Below are 15,156 nucleotides of genomic sequence, written 5' to 3'. Positions count from 1 at the left end.
CCGCATAACGTTTTGCGTATTTGACGAGAGCAAGCATCCGTCATCTTCGCCTGCTTGTCAATGCGCCCGGGAAATCCAGGACTAGACAGGGTGAGCCGGTCGCCTATAGTGGCCAGCATGCACGCAAAACGATGTGGAAACGGATGAGCCGCGATCGAGCTCGCGGAGCGCTCATCGGTCTCGCCATCGGCGATGCCATGGGCGCGCCCACCGAGGGCATGACCATCGAGGAGATCGCCCGCCGCTTCGGCCGGGTCACCGGGCTCCTGCCCGACGCCGCCGGCACCGACGACACCGAGTACGCGGTGCTCACCGGCCAGTCGCTGCTCGCGCACGGCTTCGAGCTCACCGCCGACGACGTCGCCGCCACCTGGACCGCCGCCGTCGCCGAGCAGCAGGGCGGCTTCGCCGGCGCGGGCTTCAGCGAGATGGTCGCGATCGCGAACCTCGCCGCGGGCCTCCGCCCGCCGGCCACCGGCCTGCGCAACTACGAGCGGTGGAGCGACGGCGCCGCCATGCGGGTCGCCCCCATCGGCATCCTCGCCGCCGGCGACCCCGCCGAGGCGCGCCGCCTCGCCCGGATCGACGCGAGCGTCAGCCACGCCGTCGACGGCGTCTACGCGGCCGAGGCCGTCGCCGCCGGCGTCGCCACCGCGCTCGTCGCCGGCTCCCACCGCGAGGTCGTGGACGCGGTCGTCGCGGCGCTGCCCGCCGACTCGTGGACCGGACGCCTCGTCGCCCGCGCGCTCGCCATCGGCGCCCGTTACGAACGGGCCGAGGACGCCGCGCCGGAGCTCTACCGCGAGATCTCGCTCTTCCACTACCCCTGGGCCGACGCCGCCCCGGAGGCGCTCGCCCTCGCGATGGGCCTCTACGAGGCGGCGAAGGGCGACTTCGTCGACGCCGTCATCGCCTCCGTGAACATCGGCCGCGACTCGGACACGATCGCGGCCATGAACGGCGCGCTGGCCGGCGCGATGTGCGGCTTCGAGGCGATGCCCGTCGAGTGGCGCGAGCAGGTCGTGCGCGTGCACGGCCGCTGCATCCTCGCGACCGCGGGCACCGAGCTGGTCGAGCTCGCCGACGGGCTCTTCGAGCGCTCCCCCGCCGCTGCCGCCCCTGCTGACGAAAGGACCTCCAGTGTCGGCTGACCGCGCAGACCGCATCCACGGCGCCCTCCTCGGACTCGCCGTCGGCGACGCCATCGGGCTCGCCGCCGACTACCACCGCGCCGTGCGCTCGCCCTGGGTGCGCGGCCGGCTCTGGGCGGGCTCGGCCGAGCTCGACGAGGCCCGGGTCGCCAAGCCCCTGCTCCCCTTCGACGCGACGACGGTCGACGGTGCCAGGCTCGCCCCCACCGACGACACCGAGACCGCCGTGCTCGCGGCTCGCGTCGCACTCACGACGGCTGGAGCCGCGGATGCCTCGGCGGGCCGCTTCGCCGAGTGGCGCCGGCTGACCGCGGGCGACGACGTCTGGACCGGCATCGCCGAGCGCTCGGCCATCATCAACGCCGAGCGCGGGCTCGTCCCCCCGGTGACCGGCAACGACGGCCCCGCGGACGCCTCGGACAGCGCGGTCGCCGCCGGCGTCGTCTGGGGCCTGTTCCACGCGGGCGACCCGGCCGCCGCGGCCGAGGCCGCCACCGAGTGGGCCTCGATCACCCACGCCCGCGACGGCGTCTGGGCCGCAGCCTGCATGGCCTCCGCGGTCTCGGCGCTCGCCGTCGGCGCGCCGATCGCTCAGGCGCTCGACGACGCCGAAGCGCTCGTGCCCGCGGACTCCTGGCTCGCCGAGGGCTTCCGCGCCGCCGCCCGGCTCGCCCCCGCCTCGGTGCTCCTGGAGCTGCCGCGCCTGCTCGCCGAGCTGAACCCGCGCCGCTACAGCCAGCCCGGCACCGCGCCCGAGACGCTGCCGATCGCCTTCCTGCTGCTGCGCGCCGACGGCGAGCGGCCCGAGCAGGCGCTCGCGAACGCGACGCTGTTCGCCCGCGAGTCCGACAGCGTGCCGGCCTTCGTGGGCGCCCTGCTCGGCGCGGCGCACGGAGCCGGGGTGTTCGGCGCGGTGTGGCCCGATGCCGTGGATCGCGTCGAAGGCGTCTGCTACCCGCCCCTCGCCGGGGAGCGGGTGTCGGCCGTCGCCGCCGAGCTCGAGGCATCCGTCGCCGCCCGAGCCGCGGGCTGACCCGGCGGGGCGGGCGGGGCGGTCGTCAGGCGCGGCCGGTGAACCCCGGGCGGCGCTTCTGCTGGAACGCCGCGAAGCCCTCCCGGTAGTCGGCGGTGTCGCAGAGCGCGGCCTGCGCCCGGTTCTCCTCGGCCATCGAGGCCCACAGCCCGAGCCGCTCGTCACGGAGGGCGGCGATGAGCCGCTTCGACGCGACGAAGGCGAGGGTCGCCCCGGATGCCGCGGCACGGGCGGCCTCGCGGGTCGCACCCAGCACCTCCTCGGCCGGGAACACCCGTGAGAAGAGGCCGGCGGCGACCGCTTCCTCCCCCGTCATCAGGCGGCCGGTGACGATGAGGTCCATGGTGCGGTGCGCGCCGAGCCGCTCGAAGAACAGCGCGTGCCCGCCGGAGTCGAGGGTCGCGCCGAGCGCCGCGAACGGCGAGCCGATCTTCGCGGTGTCGGCGACGTAGACGACGTCGCTCGCGATCAGCAGGCCCAGCCCGACGCCGAGGCACGCGCCGTGCGCGACGGCGAACGTCGGCACGGGCAGCCCGGCGAGGCGCTGCAGCAGTGGCTCGACGAGCCCGCCGAGGTAGCCCTCGACGTCGTCCTCGCGGGGGTCGACGCGGGAGATGTCGCGCCCGGCGCAGAACGCCCGTCCCTCGCCGCGCAGCACGAGCGCCCGCAGCTCGCCCGCGTCGGCGAGCTGCTCGGCCTCGGCGAGGGCCGCGGCGAGCTCGCCCAGCGCGCCCTCGTCGAGCGCGTTCAGCTTGTCGGGTGCGTCGAGCACGAGCTCGGCCACCCCGCCGTCGACCTCGAAGCGGATCATCTCGGCTCCCCCTTCACCGGTCGGCGCACCGCGGGCGCCGACTCACACGTCATAGTCCACCGTCACCCGCTCGCCCTTCACGTGCGACTGGCACGTGAGCACGTAGCCGCGCTCGAGCTCGTCGGGCTCGAGCGCGTAGTTCTCGGTCATCTGCACGCTGCCGTCGATCACCCGGGCACGGCACGTGCCGCAGACGCCGCCCGCGCACGCGAAGGGCACGTCCGGCCGCACCCGAAGCGCCGCGTTCAAGATGCTCTCGTTCGCGGCGACCGGGCTCTCGACCGTCGACGACTGCCCGTCGAGGGTGAACTCGATCGTGACCGTCTGCTCGCCCGCGAGGATCTCGACCGGTCGCCCGCTGCGCGGCTCCGCCCCGCGGTCGGCGTCGGTCGTGAACAGCTCGTAGCGCACGCGCGCCGCCGGCACGCCCTTGGCCTCGAGCGCGTCCCGCGCGAGCTGCACGAGCTCGAGCGGCCCGCAGAGGAACCACTCGTCGACCGTCTCCGGCCGGATCAGGTGCTCGAGCATCGCGTCGAGCTTCTCGGCGTCGATGCGGCCGGAGAGCAGGGGCGCGGTGCGCTGCTCGCGGGAGAGCACGTGGTGCAGCGCGAGACGCGCCGGGTAGCGGTCCTTCAGCTCGGCGAGCTCCTCGAGGAACATCACGTCGAGCGTCGAGCGGTTCGTGTAGACGAGCTCGAACGTGGCGTCGGCCGAGCGCGCGAGCACGGCGTGCGCGAGCGCCATCAGCGGGGTGATGCCGCTGCCCGCGGCGATGCCGACGATGTGCTTGCCGTCGAGCTCGGCGAGCGTCGAGGTGAACGTGCCCTGCGGGCTCATCACGTCGAGCTCGTCGCCCGCCGCGAGCTCGGTGGTCGCCCAGCTCGAGAAGATGCCGCCGAGGTCGCGCTTGATCGCCACCGAGATGCTGGTGCCGAGCCCGTCGGCCGCGGGCTCCGGCGGGCGGCACAGCGAGTAGCTGCGGCGGCGCTCGTAGCCGTCGAGCTCCTTCCGGAGCGCGACGTACTGGCCGGGGAGGTAGTCGTACTCGGCGGCGAGCTCGGCGGGCACCGCGAAGGTCACCTCGACGGCATCCGCCGTGAGCCGGCGCACCTCGGCGACCGTGAGGCGGTGGAATCGGGCGCGCGGGCGCTTCGTCGGCGCCTCGCCGCCGACGGCCGAGCGCAGCAGCGCCGACGCGGTTGCGACGTCGCCGCCCGCGTGCGACTCGGCCGCCCGGGTCGTCGATCCGAGGTTGCGCGCGGCCATCAGAGCACCTTGAAGTAGTCGAAGGGCTCGAGGCAGTCCAGGCACTCGTAGAGCGCCTTGCACGAGGTCGAGCCGAAGCGGGCGAGCTCGCGGGTGTGCAGCGAGTCGCAGCGGGGGCACTTCACGGCGAGGGCGAGCCGCACCGGTCCGGCGTCGCGCGCGGCGGCGCGGCCGGAGGGGGCCTGGATGCCGTAGCGGCGCAGCTTCGCCCGTCCGGCGTCGCTCATCCAGTCGGTGGTCCAGGCCGGGGCGAGCACGAGCTCGACGCGCACCTCGGCGTAGCCCGCCGCGGTCAGGGCGAGCAGCACGTCGTCGCGCATCGCGTCGAGGGCGGGGCATCCGCTGTAGGTGGGGGTGAGCCGCACCTCGACCGCGCCGTCCGCGGCGAGCTCGACCGAGCGCAGCACGCCGAGGTCTTCGATCGTGAGCACCGGGATCTCGGGGTCGGTGACGGTCGCGGCGACGTCCCACGCCCGGCGCGCCGCCGGGTCGCTCGGCACCGGCCGCGCGACGGCCTCCGCACCCCCTCGACTTGCCGGACTTTCATGAAAGTCGGGCAAGTCGGGCAAGTCGAGGTGGGGGGCGGCGCCCCGAGCCGCGGTCACCACGATGCTCCCGGGTGCTGGCGGGCGAGCACCTGCAGCTCGGCGAGGAGCGGACCGAGGTGCTCGGTGTGCTTGCCCCGGCGGCCGCCGCCCGAGGCGGTGAACGCGGTGCGCCCGGCAGGGGGCTCGAGCTCCGCCTCGGCGAAGACCTGCGCGATCGCCGCCTCCGTTCCGGCCCGCAGCGAGGAGGGCAGCACCGCGACGCCGTCCGCGGCGAGCCGGGTGACGAGCTCGTCGTCTTCGAACAGCTCGTCGAGGTAGGGCCAGACGTCGGCCACACCCTGGATCATGCGGCGCCGCGACTCCTCGGTGCCGCCCGCGAGCCGCAGCGTCCACTGCGCGGCGTGGTCGCGGTGGTAGTCGACCTCCTTGACGGCCTTCGCGCCGACGGCGGCGAGGATCGGATCCGTGGATGCCGAGAGCGCCGTGTTCAGCTCGAACCAGTAGCACGAGGCGAGCAGCTGCCTGGCGATCGTGCACGCGAAGTCGCCGTTCGGCTGCTCGAACAGCCAGGCGTTGCGCCACTCGGGCTCGTCGCGCCAGTAGGCGAGCTCGTCTTCGCTGCGGCCCGTCGCGCTGCCGGCGTAGTGCAGCAGCGAGCGGGCGTGCCCGATCAGGTCGAGCGCGATGTTGCCGAGCGCGACGTCCTCCTCGAGCTCGGGGGCGCGGGTGATCCAGTCGCCGAGCCGCTGCGCGAGCACGAGGGCGTCGTCGCCGAGACGGAGCGCGTACTCGGCCGTCTCGGGCGGGGCGATTCGGGCCCCCTCACCGGGCCCGGAGGCCGAGCCGGTGCCGGCGAGCTCCTCGGCGAGCGCGAGCCGGTCGACCGAGACCTCGCCGTGCGCGTCGGGCGTTGGGCGGGTCACAGGTGCTTCACCCCCTCGCTCTTCGTGTAGTAGACGGCGTGCCGGTAGTTCTTGCCCGCGGGGCTCTCGAAGAAGGCGCCCTTCGCGTCGGGGTCGCTGGTCGTGACGGCGTCGGCGGGCACGACCCAGATCGAGACGCCCTCGCCGCGGCGGGTGTAGAGGTCGCGCGCGTTGCGCACGGCGAGCTCGGCGTCGGGCGCGTGCAGCGAGCCGACGTGCACGTGGCTGAGCCCGCGGCCGGCACGGACGAAGACCTCCCAGAGCGGCCACTGGTCCGCTGCGCCCGTCGAAGCGCCCGCCTGGTCCGCTGCGCCCGTCGAAGCGCCCGGCGTCGACATCACGCCACCGCCCCGGCGAGCTCGGCGGCGCGGTCCGCCTGCTTGCGCGCGTACTCGGCTGCGGCCTCGCGCACCCACGCGCCCGCCTCGTGCGCCTCGCGGCGGCGGCGCAGCCGCTCGGCGTTCGCGGGGCCGCGACCGGCGAGCACCTCGTGGAACTCGGTCCAGTCGATCTCGCTCATGTCGTAGGCCTGGCGCTCCTCGTTCCACGCCAGTTCCGGGTCGGGCAGGGTCACGCCGAGCACCTCGGCCTGCGGCACGAGCATGCCGACGAAGCGCTGGCGCAGCTCGTCGTTGGAGAAGCGCTTGATGTTCCACGCCATCGACTGCGCCGAGTTCGGCGACTCGTCGTCGGGCGGCCCGAACATCATGAGGCTCGGCCAGTACCAGCGGTTCACGGCGTCCTGCGCCATCCGCCGCTGCGCCTCGGTGCCCTGCATGAGCTCGAGCAGGATCTCGAAGCCCTGCCGCTGGTGGAACGACTCCTCCTTGCAGATGCGCACCATCGCCCGGCCGTACGGGCCGTAGGAGGCGCGGCAGAGCGGCACCTGGTTGCAGATCGCGGCGCCGTCGACGAGCCAGCCGATGGCGCCCATGTCGGCCCAGGTGGGCGTCGGGTAGTTGAAGATCGAGGAGTAGCGGGCGCGGCCCTCGATGAGCTGGCGCATCATCTCCTCGCGGCCGATGCCGAGGGTCTGCGCGGCGGAGTAGAGGTAGAGGCCGTGGCCCGCCTCGTCCTGCACCTTGGCCATCAGGATCGCCTTGCGCTTGAGGCTCGGCGCCCGGCTGATCCAGTTCGACTCGGGCTGCATGCCGATGATCTCGGAGTGCGCATGCTGGCTGATCTGGCGGATGAGGGTCTTGCGGTACGCCTCGGGCATCCAGTCGCGGGGCTCGATGCGGGAGTCGGCGGCGATGAGCTCGTCGAAGGCGGCCTGGCCGGCGAGCTCGTCGGCCGTGGGCTCGGCCGGTTCGCTCGCTCGGCGCAGCTCTGCTGGTGCGGTCATCGTCGACTCCTGTGTCTCTGCGGGCGGCCGGGGAAGGATGGCCGTGGCGAGCGCGGGCGCTCGTGGCATCCGATATTACCAACCGATCGTTCAGTTAGTATATAGTCGATCCAGACGCCGCAGCAACGGCGTGCTGAACTCGACGAGGAGTGCCAGATGACGGATGCCGCGACCGAGCCCGCGCTCAACCGCGAGATGATGCAACGCGACCGTGCGGCCGCCTGGCTCGGCCTCGTCGTCGAGCGCGACGACCCCGGCCACGCCGTCGTCAGCATGGTCGTGCGCGAGGAGATGACCAACGGCTTCGGTATCACGCACGGCGGCATCGTGTTCGCCCTCGCCGACACGGCCTTCGCGATCTCCTGCAACGAGGACGAGCGGGTCACCGTCGCGGCCGGCGCCGACATCGCCTTCCTGAAGTCCACGGTGCCCGGCCAGACGCTCACCGCGACCGCCGTGCGCCGCACCCGCTCGGGCCGCACCGGCCTCTACGACGTCTCCGTCGTCGACGAGCGCGGCGAGGCGGTCGCCGAGTTCCGCGGACGATCGATCTCCACCAACCGCACCTTCTGAGCCCGGCCGTTCGCAGCCCCGTCCACCTCCAGGAGCCACCAGTGTCGACGACGACCATCCCCCGCCCCGCCTCCGTCTCCGGGCTGCACGCCCCCGGCGCGGTCGAGCTCGACCCCGAGGAGCGGCTCGACCGCCCCGGCATCGAGGCCCTGCAGCTCGAACGCCTGCAGCGCACCGTCGCGCAGGCGTACGAGCGGGTGCCGCTCTACACGCGCAAGTTCGACGAGGCCGGCGTGCACCCGCGCGACATCCGCACGCTCGCCGACGTCGCCCGCCTGCCGTTCACCACGAAGGCCGATCTGCGCGAGACCTACCCCTTCGGCATGTTCGCGGTGCCGATGGCCGAGGTCGCCCGCATCCACGCCTCCAGCGGCACCACGGGGCGGCCCACCGTGGTCGGCTACACGAGGGGCGACCTCGAGCGGTGGGGCTCGCTCGTCGCCCGCTCGCTGCGGGCGAGCGGCATCCGCCCCGGCATGAAGGTGCACAACGCCTACGGCTACGGCCTGTTCACCGGCGGGCTCGGCGCGCACGCCGGCATCGAGGCGCTCGGCGCGACCGTCATCCCGATGTCGGGCGGGCAGACCGCACGCCAGGTGCAGCTCATCATGGACTTCGAGCCCGACGCCATCCTCTGCACGCCGAGCTACCTGCTCACCATCGCCGACTGCATGGCCGAGCAGGGCATCGATCCGCGCGAAACCTCGCTCAAGGTCGCCGTGCTCGGCGCCGAGCCGTGGACGAACGAGATGCGGCACGAGCTCGAGCAGCGCCTCGGCCTCGACGCCCTCGACATCTACGGGCTCAGCGAGGTGATGGGGCCCGGCGTCGGCAACGAGTGCCTCGAGACGAAGGACGGCCCCCACCTCTGGGAGGACCACTTCCTGCCCGAGATCATCGACGGGGACACGGGCGCGGTGCTGCCCGACGGCGAGCGCGGCGAGCTGGTGTTCACCTCGCTCACGAAGGAGGCGTTCCCCGTCATCCGCTACCGCACGCGCGACCTCACCCGGCTGCTGCCCGGCACCGCGCGTCCCGGCATGCGGCGGATGGAGAAGATCACCGGCCGCAACGACGACATGATCATCCTGCGCGGGGTGAACCTGTTCCCGACCCAGATCGAGGAGCTCGTGCTCGGCATCGAGCAGCTCACGCCGCACTTCGTGCTCGAGCTCACCAAGGAGGGGCGCATGGACTCGCTGACCGTGCGCATCGAACGGCACCCCGCGCTGTCCGTCGAGACGTGCGAGGCGGCGGCGGTCGTGCTCGCCGAGCGGATCAAGGTGCACGTCGGCTCGACCGTCGCCGTGCGGCTCGAGGAGCCGGGCGCGCTGCCCCGCAGCGAGGGCAAGTACCGGCGGGTCTACGACCTGCGCTGAGCATGGGCACCGGCGGCGGGCGCGGATGCCGCGGCGGCCCGGGCGCGGATGCCGCGGCGACCCGCATCCGCATCTGGATCCGCGGGCCGGGGCCCGCTCGGGGCCCAGCCGGGGCCCGTCCGGGGGCGCACGCGCCACTTCCGCCGCCACGCGCCACTTCTGCTGGCGCGTGGACGCCGAAGTGGCGCAGACGCACCGGGCAACGCGAGTGAGAGACTGATGCCGATGACCGAGAACCAGAGCATGCGTCGTGGACGCCCGGGGTACGACCGGCAGGGCATCCTCGACGTCGCCGTCGCCGCGTTCAACGAGTACGGCTACGACGCCACCTCGATGGGCGTGCTGGCCGAACGGCTCGGACTCTCGAAGTCGGCGATCTACCACCACTTCGCCTCGAAGGACGAGATCCTCGAGCAGGCGCTCGACACGGCGCTCAGCGGACTCGAGGCGGTCGTCGCCGACGCGGCCCACCCGGAGCTGGTCGAGGGGACTACGGCCGACCGGGCCGCGGACCGGCTCGACCGGGTGCTGCGCGGCGCCGTGCACGTGCTCGTCGAGCAGCTGCCGTCGGTGACGCTGCTGCTGCGGGTGCGCGGCAACACCGAGGTCGAGCGCCGTGCGCTCGCGCGCCGCCGCGACTTCGACAAGCGGGTGACGGCGCTCGTCGCCGAAGCCCAGCGCGAGGGGTCGCTGCGCAGCGACATCGACGCGAGCGTCGTCTCGCGGCTCGCGTTCGGCATGATCAACTCGATCGTCGAGTGGTACCGGCCCGGCGGCCGCGAGAACGCCGACGGCCTCGCGGACGACGTCATCGCGATCGCCCTCGACGGCCTGCGCATGCCCACCTCGAACCGCGTCGAGGAACTGCTCGGCTGAGCCCGGGGCGCGGCCGGCCTGCCCCGCCGGCCTGCCCCGCCGGCCTGCCCCGCCGGCCTGCCCCGCCGGCCTGCCCCGCCGGCCTGCCCCGCCGGCACGACGTCAGTATTTGTGGGTGGCGCCGCGCGGCCACCCACAAATACTGACGTCATGCGCAGGGCGGCGGGGAGGGTGGGCCGCGCGCGCCACTTCAGTGCGAGCGCGCCAGTTCCGCTGGCGCAGCGGGGCCGAAGTGGCGCCGCAGCCACCCGCGGCGCGGCCGGGCACCGGCTTCGCCACCGGCGGCCCGCGCGGCCCCCTGCGCCTCGGCCTGCCGCTCGGCGGCCACCCGGCGCGTTTCGAGTTCACGGACCATCCGCTCGTCCGCCGCGGCCACGAGGTGCGGGAACGCCGTCTCCGAGATGTGCATGTCGACTCCTTGTTCGTCGACATTCAGCCTCGGCGCTGAGGTGGGCGCCCGACATCGGAGGATCGCCCTATTCCTGACGGGCGCGCGCCTCGGTTCGCGGGTCCGCCTCAGGCGGATGCCTCAGACGGATGCCGCGCGCGAGGCATCCGCGCCATCCGAGGCGGCGGCCTTCGCCGCGACGATCCCCTTCCGGAGCGCCATCATGAGCAGCACCAGCCCGGCCGTCACGACGATGTGGCCGAGCCCGGCGACGCCGGCGATCGCGGCGTTCGACTCCTGGCCGAGCACGGTCAGCGAGCCGTGCCAGACCATCATGGCGCTCGTCAGCAGCACCCCGGCGTTGTAGACCCAGAAGAACCAGCCGAACAGCGGCGAGGCGCTCAGTACGAAGGACTTCTCGAGGGCGAGCACGATGAGCATCGCGAGGAAGCCGAGCGTCAACAGGTGCGTGTGCACCACCGAGAGCTGCGTCGCGCCGCCCTCGAGGAAGTCGTTCGCCTTCGTGAACTCGCGGTAGAACAGCCCGGAGCCGAGCCCGAGCACGAGGTAGACGACGACGGCGGTGAACAGGCGGTTCATGGGGCGTCCTTCCGGTTCGCGGCGCGGTCCCGTTCGCGGGACCCGGATGCGCACGATCACGACGAGTCTGGTCCCGCGAGCGCGTCGCCGCATCCATCGAACGTTCGGCGTGCGCCCTCGTGGCGCGGCCGCCTGCGACGCAGCGGGGCCTGCGCGCGGACGTGCCGGGCACGTCCGCGCGCAATGCGAGCGCCGGTTCGCGTTCGGGCGCGGACCGGGCGTCCTGTCGGGTCAGGACGGGCGGCCGTCAATGCCGCCACTTGAGAGATGGCGGACCGGACGGATCATGACGCCAGTTCGACTGAACTTTTTGCGAGCGCCATTTGGAGTGTTTCAGCCTCTAGTTTTTTGACCGCCAGTCCGTTAGACATGGTTTCACGATTCCAACCAATCGAGGAGAACCATGGAGCATCAGAATCAGGCCACCGCGACCGACACCCGCCTGACGTCGAAGCGGCGAGGCACCCCCCTGCGGCGCGCTCGACTCGGGGCCGCGGCCGCGTCTGCGGCAGCCGCACTCCTGCTCACCGCAGTCGCACCCGCCCCCGCTCACGCCGTCGGCATGAAGTCGGTCACCGGCGTGATCGAATGCCGCTCCTGGCCCGCCATCTGGGTCGGCACGAGCGCCACCGCTCGAGGAGACGTGAAATTCCAGCTCAACCGGAAGGACAATCTCGGCACCATCGGAACCGTCTACCTCGGCAAGTCGTCCACCTACGCTCCGTGGGGGTACAAGTGGATCACGTCCGGCGCGGGGAACTTCTACGCCTACGGCCTCACTGCCAGCGGCAATGTGACCAAGGCCGCTCGGTATTGCCAGGCGTGAGCGTCCGCACCGCGGCGGTCGCGGCCGCCGCGCTCCTCGCGGTCGTGCTGACGGGATGCAGTACGAACGAGTCCCCATCGGTCGATCCGGGTTCGCTGTTCAGCGGGATGGAGGTCGCTGAGGCCCGCACGGCATGCCTCGCGGATCGCGGATGGGACGTGAGCCTCGATGCGCAGGGCGCCATGCTCGCCAACTATCCGCCCGAGCAGGAAGCAGCGTTCGAGGCGGACAACCTCGCCTGCCTGGAGGAGGCGGGAGTCGACCCCGACGCCGGCCTCACCGACGAGGAGTTCGAGACCGCCTACCGCTGGTACCGGGAGATCGAATCGTGCCTGCGCGCACATGGCTGGGATGCCCCGGAGCGGCCGAGCGAGGAGCGGTTCCGCGACACCTACGACACCGCGCCCTGGATTCCGTGGGAGTTCGTCGACGACCTCGAACGCGCCCAGGCGGACTGCCCGGTCATGAACATCCCGGCCGGGTGAGGCGGACGCGCTTCGACCGGCTCAGCGAACCGGTGGTTCGCTGAGCCTGTCGAAGCGCCCGTCAACCGAGCTCGCGGCTCACCGCCCCGGGCACGACGGCCGGGACCGCCGCGACATCCACCCGGCGCACGCCGCAGTCGGCGCAGCGCACGTACTGCACGATCCCCTCGGAGGTGCGGTGCGCGGACTCGACGAGCCAGCCGTGCTCGTGCACGGCCGCCGCCGCGGGGGGCGTTCGAGTGGCGGGGCTTCCGGTCATGACTCAACGATGATGTAATGCCGTTATGCATCTCAACCCTTACGGCGAGTACGCGGTGCTGCTCGCCGCTTCGCTCGCCGACGACTGGCCCGACGACCGGGCAGGCATCGAAGCGCGCACGCGCGAGTTCGGCATGACGATGACCTTCCCGGTGCACGTCGATGACCACGCGGGCACCCGCCGCGTCATCGACGACTGGCTCGAGGTCGTGGACGCCCCGAGCGATCCCGAGCGCGCCGCCATCCTGAACGCCCGGATGGCGGCCGTCGCCGCCTACCCGCGCCTCACCGACCACGACGGCGAAGGCTGGCACCTGCACTACCGCGACGACTTGCAGACCCTGCCCGAGGTACTCGCCGCGGTCATCGCGGTCGGCACCGCGCTGCACCTCACCACCCGCGGGATGAACCGGCTCGGGCGCTGCGAGGCATCTCCCTGCACGAACGTCGTCGTCGACGTCACCCGCAACGGCCGTCAGCGCTACTGCTCGGTGCGCTGCGCGAACCGCGCCGCCGTCCGCCGGCATCGCGAGCGCCACGCCGCCCACTGACGGCGCCCGCGGCCCTGCGCGTCTACGCCGCCGCCGGCTCCTTCGCGACGAGGGTCAGCACGTCGTAGCTCGCGACGAGCTCGTCGCGCTGGTTGCGCAGCACCGCGTCCCAGCGCACCTCGCCGTACTCGTCGGTCTCGCGCGGCGTGATCTGCTTCGCCGTGAGCTCGACGCGGATCTCGTCGCCCGGCGACACCGGCGTCACGAAACGCAGGTTCTCGAGCCCCGAGTTCGCGAGCACCGGCCCCGGCTCGGGGTCGACGAACAACCCGGCCGCCCACGACACGAGCAGGTAGCCGTGCGCGACGCGCCCCGGGAAGAACGGGTTCGCCGCTGCCGAGGTCTCGTCCATGTGGGCGTAGAAGGTGTCGCCCGTGAACGCTGCGAACGTCTCGATGTCGTCGAGGGTGACCGTGCGCGCCGGGCTCTGCACCTGATCGCCGATGCGCAGCTCCGCGAGCGACTTGCGGAACGGGTGCCGCTCGCCGCTCTCCTCGTAGGCCCGGGCGGATGCCCCGGCGTGCCACACGCCCGTCAGCGCGGTCAGCATCTCGGGCGAGCCCTGCACCGCGGTGCGCTGCATGTGGTGCAGCACGGCCCGGATGCCGCCGAGCTCCTCGCCGCCGCCGGCCCGACCCGGGCCGCCGTGCACGAGGTTCGGCAGCGGCGAACCGTGCCCCGTCGAGGTGCGGGCGTCGTCGCGATCGAGGAACAGCAGCCGGCCGTTGTACGCCGCGACCGTGCCGGCGAGCGCGACCGCGACCTCCGGGTCGTGCGTCGCGACACTCGTCACGAGCGAGCCGCCGCCGCGCGCGACGAGCTCGGCCGCCTCGGCGAGCGAGCGGTAGCCGAAGATCGAGGACACCGGCCCGAAGGCCTCGACCTCGTGCAGGGCGGGCGTGTCGGCATCCGCGAAGCGCAGCACCGTGGGCACGACGAAGGCGCCGTCCGGCAGCGTGCCGCGCGTGCCGTCGGCGCGCAGCACCTCGGGCTCCCCCGGTTCGCCGATGACGCGCTCGCCGCCGGCGGCCTCGAGCTTCGCGAGCTGCCGCAGCACTTCTTCGCGCTGCTCGGTCGAGGCGAGCGGGCCCATCGTGACCCCCTCGGCGCGCGGATCTCCGACGACGACGCGCTCCGCGATGCGGGCCCGCACCGCGGCGATGACGTCGTCGACGGATGCCTCGGGCACGATCGCCCGGCGGATGGCGGTGCACTTCTGCCCCGCCTTCGTCGTCAGCTCGACGACGAGCTGCTTCACGTAGGCGTCGAACTCGGGCGTGCCCGCGGTCGCGTCGGTGCCGAGCACCGAGGCGTTGATCGAGTCGGTCTCGCTCGTGAAGCGCACCCCACCCGTCTGCACAGAGTCGTGCGCGCGCAGCCGCTCCGCCGTCGAGGCGGAGCCGGTGAACGCGACGAGGTCGCCGAGCCGCAGCTCGTCGAAGAGTCCCGGTACGCTCCCGGCGACGAGCTGCAGCGAGCCCGCGGGCAGCAGACCCGACTCCACGAGGATGCGCACCATCGCGACGGCGAGGTAGCCGCTCGGCGTCGCGGGCTTCACGAGCGTCGGCACCCCGGCGAGGAACGCGGGCGCGAACTTCTCGAGGGAGCCCCACACCGGGAAGTTGAAGGCGTTGATCTGCACGGCCACGCCGGGCAGTCGCGTGTACACATGCCGCCCGAGGAATGTGCCGTCCTTCGAGAGCTGCTCGACCGCGCCGTCGACGTAGACCTTCGCGTTCGGCATCTCGCGCCGACCTTTGCTCGAGTAGGTGAAGAGCACCCCGATGCCGCCGTCGATGTCGACCCAGGAATCCTGCTTCGTGGCGCCGGTGCGGCTCGAGAGCTCGTACAGCTCCGCCTTGCGCTCGGTGAGGGCGAGCGCCATGCGCTTCAGCAGCACCGCGCGCTGGTGGAAGGTGAGCTCGCCGAGGCCTGCCTGCCCCACCGTGCGGGCGTGCTCGAGCGCGCCGGCGAGGTCGAGCCCCTCGGTCGAGACGCGGGCCACGAGCTCGCCGGTCGCGGCGTCGCGCACCTCGCTCGTCGCGGCCGAGGCATCCGGGCTCCACCAGGCATCGCGCACGTAGCTCGGCAGCGCCGCGTCCGTCAGGGTCTCGCTCATCGTGTTCCTCTCGCTCGTCTGCGC

At 73.0% G+C, this 15,156-nt stretch carries 18 protein-coding genes; 8 read left to right on the top strand and 10 right to left on the bottom strand.

Annotated elements, in window-relative coordinates; genetic code table 11:
* The first annotated feature begins 143 nt into the window (after window positions 1-143).
* Together MTP13_RS07755 and MTP13_RS07750 are read left to right on the top strand one after the other, a co-directional pair.
* Window positions 144-1,151, top strand: coding sequence for an ADP-ribosylglycohydrolase family protein (locus tag MTP13_RS07755; protein WP_243570489.1), 1,008 nt, complete (start codon window positions 144-146; stop codon window positions 1,149-1,151).
* Window positions 1,141-2,184, top strand: coding sequence for an ADP-ribosylglycohydrolase family protein (locus MTP13_RS07750; RefSeq protein ID WP_243570488.1), 1,044 nt, complete (start codon window positions 1,141-1,143; stop codon window positions 2,182-2,184). Before MTP13_RS07755 ends, MTP13_RS07750 begins: the two co-directional genes overlap by 11 nt.
* 25 nt (window positions 2,185-2,209) lie before the next feature.
* On the opposite strand, the gene MTP13_RS07745 is transcribed toward MTP13_RS07750, so the two are convergent.
* The 6 genes from MTP13_RS07745 to paaA form a co-directional block, all read right to left on the bottom strand.
* On the bottom strand, window positions 2,210-2,995 hold the full coding sequence (locus tag MTP13_RS07745; RefSeq protein WP_243570487.1) for an enoyl-CoA hydratase/isomerase family protein: 786 nt from the start codon (window positions 2,993-2,995) through the stop codon (window positions 2,210-2,212).
* A gap of 42 nt (window positions 2,996-3,037) precedes the next feature.
* Entirely contained in the window at window positions 3,038-4,261 is a 1,224-nt protein-coding gene (gene paaE / locus MTP13_RS07740) for a 1,2-phenylacetyl-CoA epoxidase subunit PaaE (RefSeq protein WP_243570486.1), read from the bottom strand.
* A complete protein-coding gene (gene paaD / locus MTP13_RS07735; RefSeq protein WP_243570485.1) occupies window positions 4,261-4,761 on the bottom strand; it encodes a 1,2-phenylacetyl-CoA epoxidase subunit PaaD in 501 nt (166 codons plus the stop codon). The genes paaE and paaD overlap by 1 nt, the downstream gene beginning before the upstream one ends.
* 101 nt (window positions 4,762-4,862) lie before the next feature.
* Window positions 4,863-5,732 carry a 1,2-phenylacetyl-CoA epoxidase subunit PaaC gene (gene paaC, locus MTP13_RS07730; RefSeq protein ID WP_243570484.1) on the bottom strand — a complete coding sequence of 290 codons (870 nt, stop codon included), beginning with the start codon at window positions 5,730-5,732 and terminating at the stop codon, window positions 4,863-4,865.
* The gene (paaB, locus tag MTP13_RS07725) at window positions 5,729-6,070 is read right to left on the bottom strand and encodes a 1,2-phenylacetyl-CoA epoxidase subunit PaaB (RefSeq protein WP_243570483.1); all 342 of its coding nucleotides are present in this window, start codon (window positions 6,068-6,070) and stop codon (window positions 5,729-5,731) included. The genes paaC and paaB overlap by 4 nt, the downstream gene beginning before the upstream one ends.
* A complete protein-coding gene (paaA, locus tag MTP13_RS07720) occupies window positions 6,070-7,077 on the bottom strand; it encodes a 1,2-phenylacetyl-CoA epoxidase subunit PaaA (RefSeq protein WP_243570482.1) in 1,008 nt (335 codons plus the stop codon). The genes paaB and paaA overlap by 1 nt, the downstream gene beginning before the upstream one ends.
* A 156-nt stretch (window positions 7,078-7,233) precedes the next feature.
* Here paaA and paaI point away from each other — a divergent pair, with 156 nt between their 5' ends.
* The 3 genes from paaI to MTP13_RS07705 all read left to right on the top strand — a co-directional run bounded on the left by paaI (window position 7,234) and on the right by MTP13_RS07705 (window position 9,905).
* Window positions 7,234-7,650 carry a hydroxyphenylacetyl-CoA thioesterase PaaI gene (gene paaI, locus MTP13_RS07715; RefSeq protein ID WP_243570481.1) on the top strand — a complete coding sequence of 139 codons (417 nt, stop codon included), beginning with the start codon at window positions 7,234-7,236 and terminating at the stop codon, window positions 7,648-7,650.
* Between the two features lie 83 nt (window positions 7,651-7,733).
* Window positions 7,734-9,029, top strand: coding sequence for a phenylacetate--CoA ligase PaaK (paaK, locus tag MTP13_RS07710; protein WP_243570947.1), 1,296 nt, complete (start codon window positions 7,734-7,736; stop codon window positions 9,027-9,029).
* Window positions 9,030-9,254: 225 nt separating this feature from the next.
* Window positions 9,255-9,905, top strand: coding sequence for a TetR/AcrR family transcriptional regulator (locus MTP13_RS07705; protein ID WP_243570480.1), 651 nt, complete (start codon window positions 9,255-9,257; stop codon window positions 9,903-9,905).
* 190 nt (window positions 9,906-10,095) lie between these two features.
* On the opposite strand, the gene MTP13_RS07700 is transcribed toward MTP13_RS07705, so the two are convergent.
* The gene (locus MTP13_RS07700) at window positions 10,096-10,314 is read right to left on the bottom strand and encodes a hypothetical protein (protein ID WP_243570479.1); all 219 of its coding nucleotides are present in this window, start codon (window positions 10,312-10,314) and stop codon (window positions 10,096-10,098) included.
* A gap of 120 nt (window positions 10,315-10,434) precedes the next feature.
* The gene (locus MTP13_RS07695; protein WP_243570478.1) at window positions 10,435-10,893 is read right to left on the bottom strand and encodes a DUF2871 domain-containing protein; all 459 of its coding nucleotides are present in this window, start codon (window positions 10,891-10,893) and stop codon (window positions 10,435-10,437) included.
* Between the two features lie 403 nt (window positions 10,894-11,296).
* Here MTP13_RS07695 and MTP13_RS07690 point away from each other — a divergent pair, with 403 nt between their 5' ends.
* Together MTP13_RS07690 and MTP13_RS07685 are read left to right on the top strand one after the other, a co-directional pair.
* Window positions 11,297-11,719, top strand: a complete 423-nt coding sequence (locus MTP13_RS07690) for a hypothetical protein (protein ID WP_243570477.1) — start codon at window positions 11,297-11,299, stop codon at window positions 11,717-11,719.
* Window positions 11,716-12,204 (top strand): hypothetical protein, encoded by a 489-nt coding sequence (locus MTP13_RS07685; RefSeq protein WP_243570476.1) that lies wholly within the window; start codon window positions 11,716-11,718, stop codon window positions 12,202-12,204. Before MTP13_RS07690 ends, MTP13_RS07685 begins: the two co-directional genes overlap by 4 nt.
* 61 nt (window positions 12,205-12,265) lie before the next feature.
* Here MTP13_RS07685 and MTP13_RS07680 read toward each other — a convergent pair whose 3' ends face one another.
* Window positions 12,266-12,463, bottom strand: coding sequence for a hypothetical protein (locus tag MTP13_RS07680; RefSeq protein WP_243570475.1), 198 nt, complete (start codon window positions 12,461-12,463; stop codon window positions 12,266-12,268).
* A 25-nt stretch (window positions 12,464-12,488) separates the two neighbouring features.
* On the opposite strand from MTP13_RS07680, the gene MTP13_RS07675 reads away from it, so the two are divergent.
* The gene (locus tag MTP13_RS07675; protein ID WP_243570474.1) at window positions 12,489-13,013 is read left to right on the top strand and encodes a CGNR zinc finger domain-containing protein; all 525 of its coding nucleotides are present in this window, start codon (window positions 12,489-12,491) and stop codon (window positions 13,011-13,013) included.
* Window positions 13,014-13,035: 22 nt separating this feature from the next.
* Here MTP13_RS07675 and paaZ read toward each other — a convergent pair whose 3' ends face one another.
* Window positions 13,036-15,132: a phenylacetic acid degradation bifunctional protein PaaZ gene (gene paaZ / locus MTP13_RS07670; protein WP_243570473.1), complete on the bottom strand. Its 2,097-nt coding sequence runs from the start codon at window positions 15,130-15,132 to the stop codon at window positions 13,036-13,038.
* Window positions 15,133-15,156 lie beyond the last annotated feature (24 nt).

Origin of the sequence: Agromyces soli (assembly GCF_022811605.1) — a bacterium.
Classification (GTDB): Bacteria; Actinomycetota; Actinomycetes; order Actinomycetales; family Microbacteriaceae; genus Agromyces; species Agromyces soli.
The sequence above is the reverse complement of the archived record's forward strand: the minus strand, read 5'-3'. Positions and strand labels throughout refer to the sequence as shown.

Excerpts from the sequence above, each read along its gene's own strand:
- MTP13_RS07755 (WP_243570489.1), top strand. The coding sequence starts at position 144 with ATGAGCCGCGATCGAGCTCGCGGAGCGCTCATCGGTCTCGCCATCGGC.
- MTP13_RS07695 (WP_243570478.1), bottom strand. The coding sequence starts at position 10,893 with ATGAACCGCCTGTTCACCGCCGTCGTCGTCTACCTCGTGCTCGGGCTC.
- paaE (WP_243570486.1), bottom strand. The coding sequence starts at position 4,261 with ATGGCCGCGCGCAACCTCGGATCGACGACCCGGGCGGCCGAGTCGCAC.
- MTP13_RS07705 (WP_243570480.1), top strand. The coding sequence starts at position 9,255 with ATGACCGAGAACCAGAGCATGCGTCGTGGACGCCCGGGGTACGACCGG.
- MTP13_RS07675 (WP_243570474.1), top strand. The coding sequence starts at position 12,489 with ATGCATCTCAACCCTTACGGCGAGTACGCGGTGCTGCTCGCCGCTTCG.
- paaB (WP_243570483.1), bottom strand. The coding sequence starts at position 6,070 with ATGTCGACGCCGGGCGCTTCGACGGGCGCAGCGGACCAGGCGGGCGCT.
- MTP13_RS07745 (WP_243570487.1), bottom strand. The coding sequence starts at position 2,995 with ATGATCCGCTTCGAGGTCGACGGCGGGGTGGCCGAGCTCGTGCTCGAC.
- paaZ (WP_243570473.1), bottom strand. The coding sequence starts at position 15,132 with ATGAGCGAGACCCTGACGGACGCGGCGCTGCCGAGCTACGTGCGCGAT.
- MTP13_RS07690 (WP_243570477.1), top strand. The coding sequence starts at position 11,297 with ATGGAGCATCAGAATCAGGCCACCGCGACCGACACCCGCCTGACGTCG.
- paaA (WP_243570482.1), bottom strand. The coding sequence starts at position 7,077 with ATGACCGCACCAGCAGAGCTGCGCCGAGCGAGCGAACCGGCCGAGCCC.
- paaI (WP_243570481.1), top strand. The coding sequence starts at position 7,234 with ATGACGGATGCCGCGACCGAGCCCGCGCTCAACCGCGAGATGATGCAA.
- MTP13_RS07680 (WP_243570475.1), bottom strand. The coding sequence starts at position 12,463 with ATGACCGGAAGCCCCGCCACTCGAACGCCCCCCGCGGCGGCGGCCGTG.
- MTP13_RS07700 (WP_243570479.1), bottom strand. The coding sequence starts at position 10,314 with ATGCACATCTCGGAGACGGCGTTCCCGCACCTCGTGGCCGCGGCGGAC.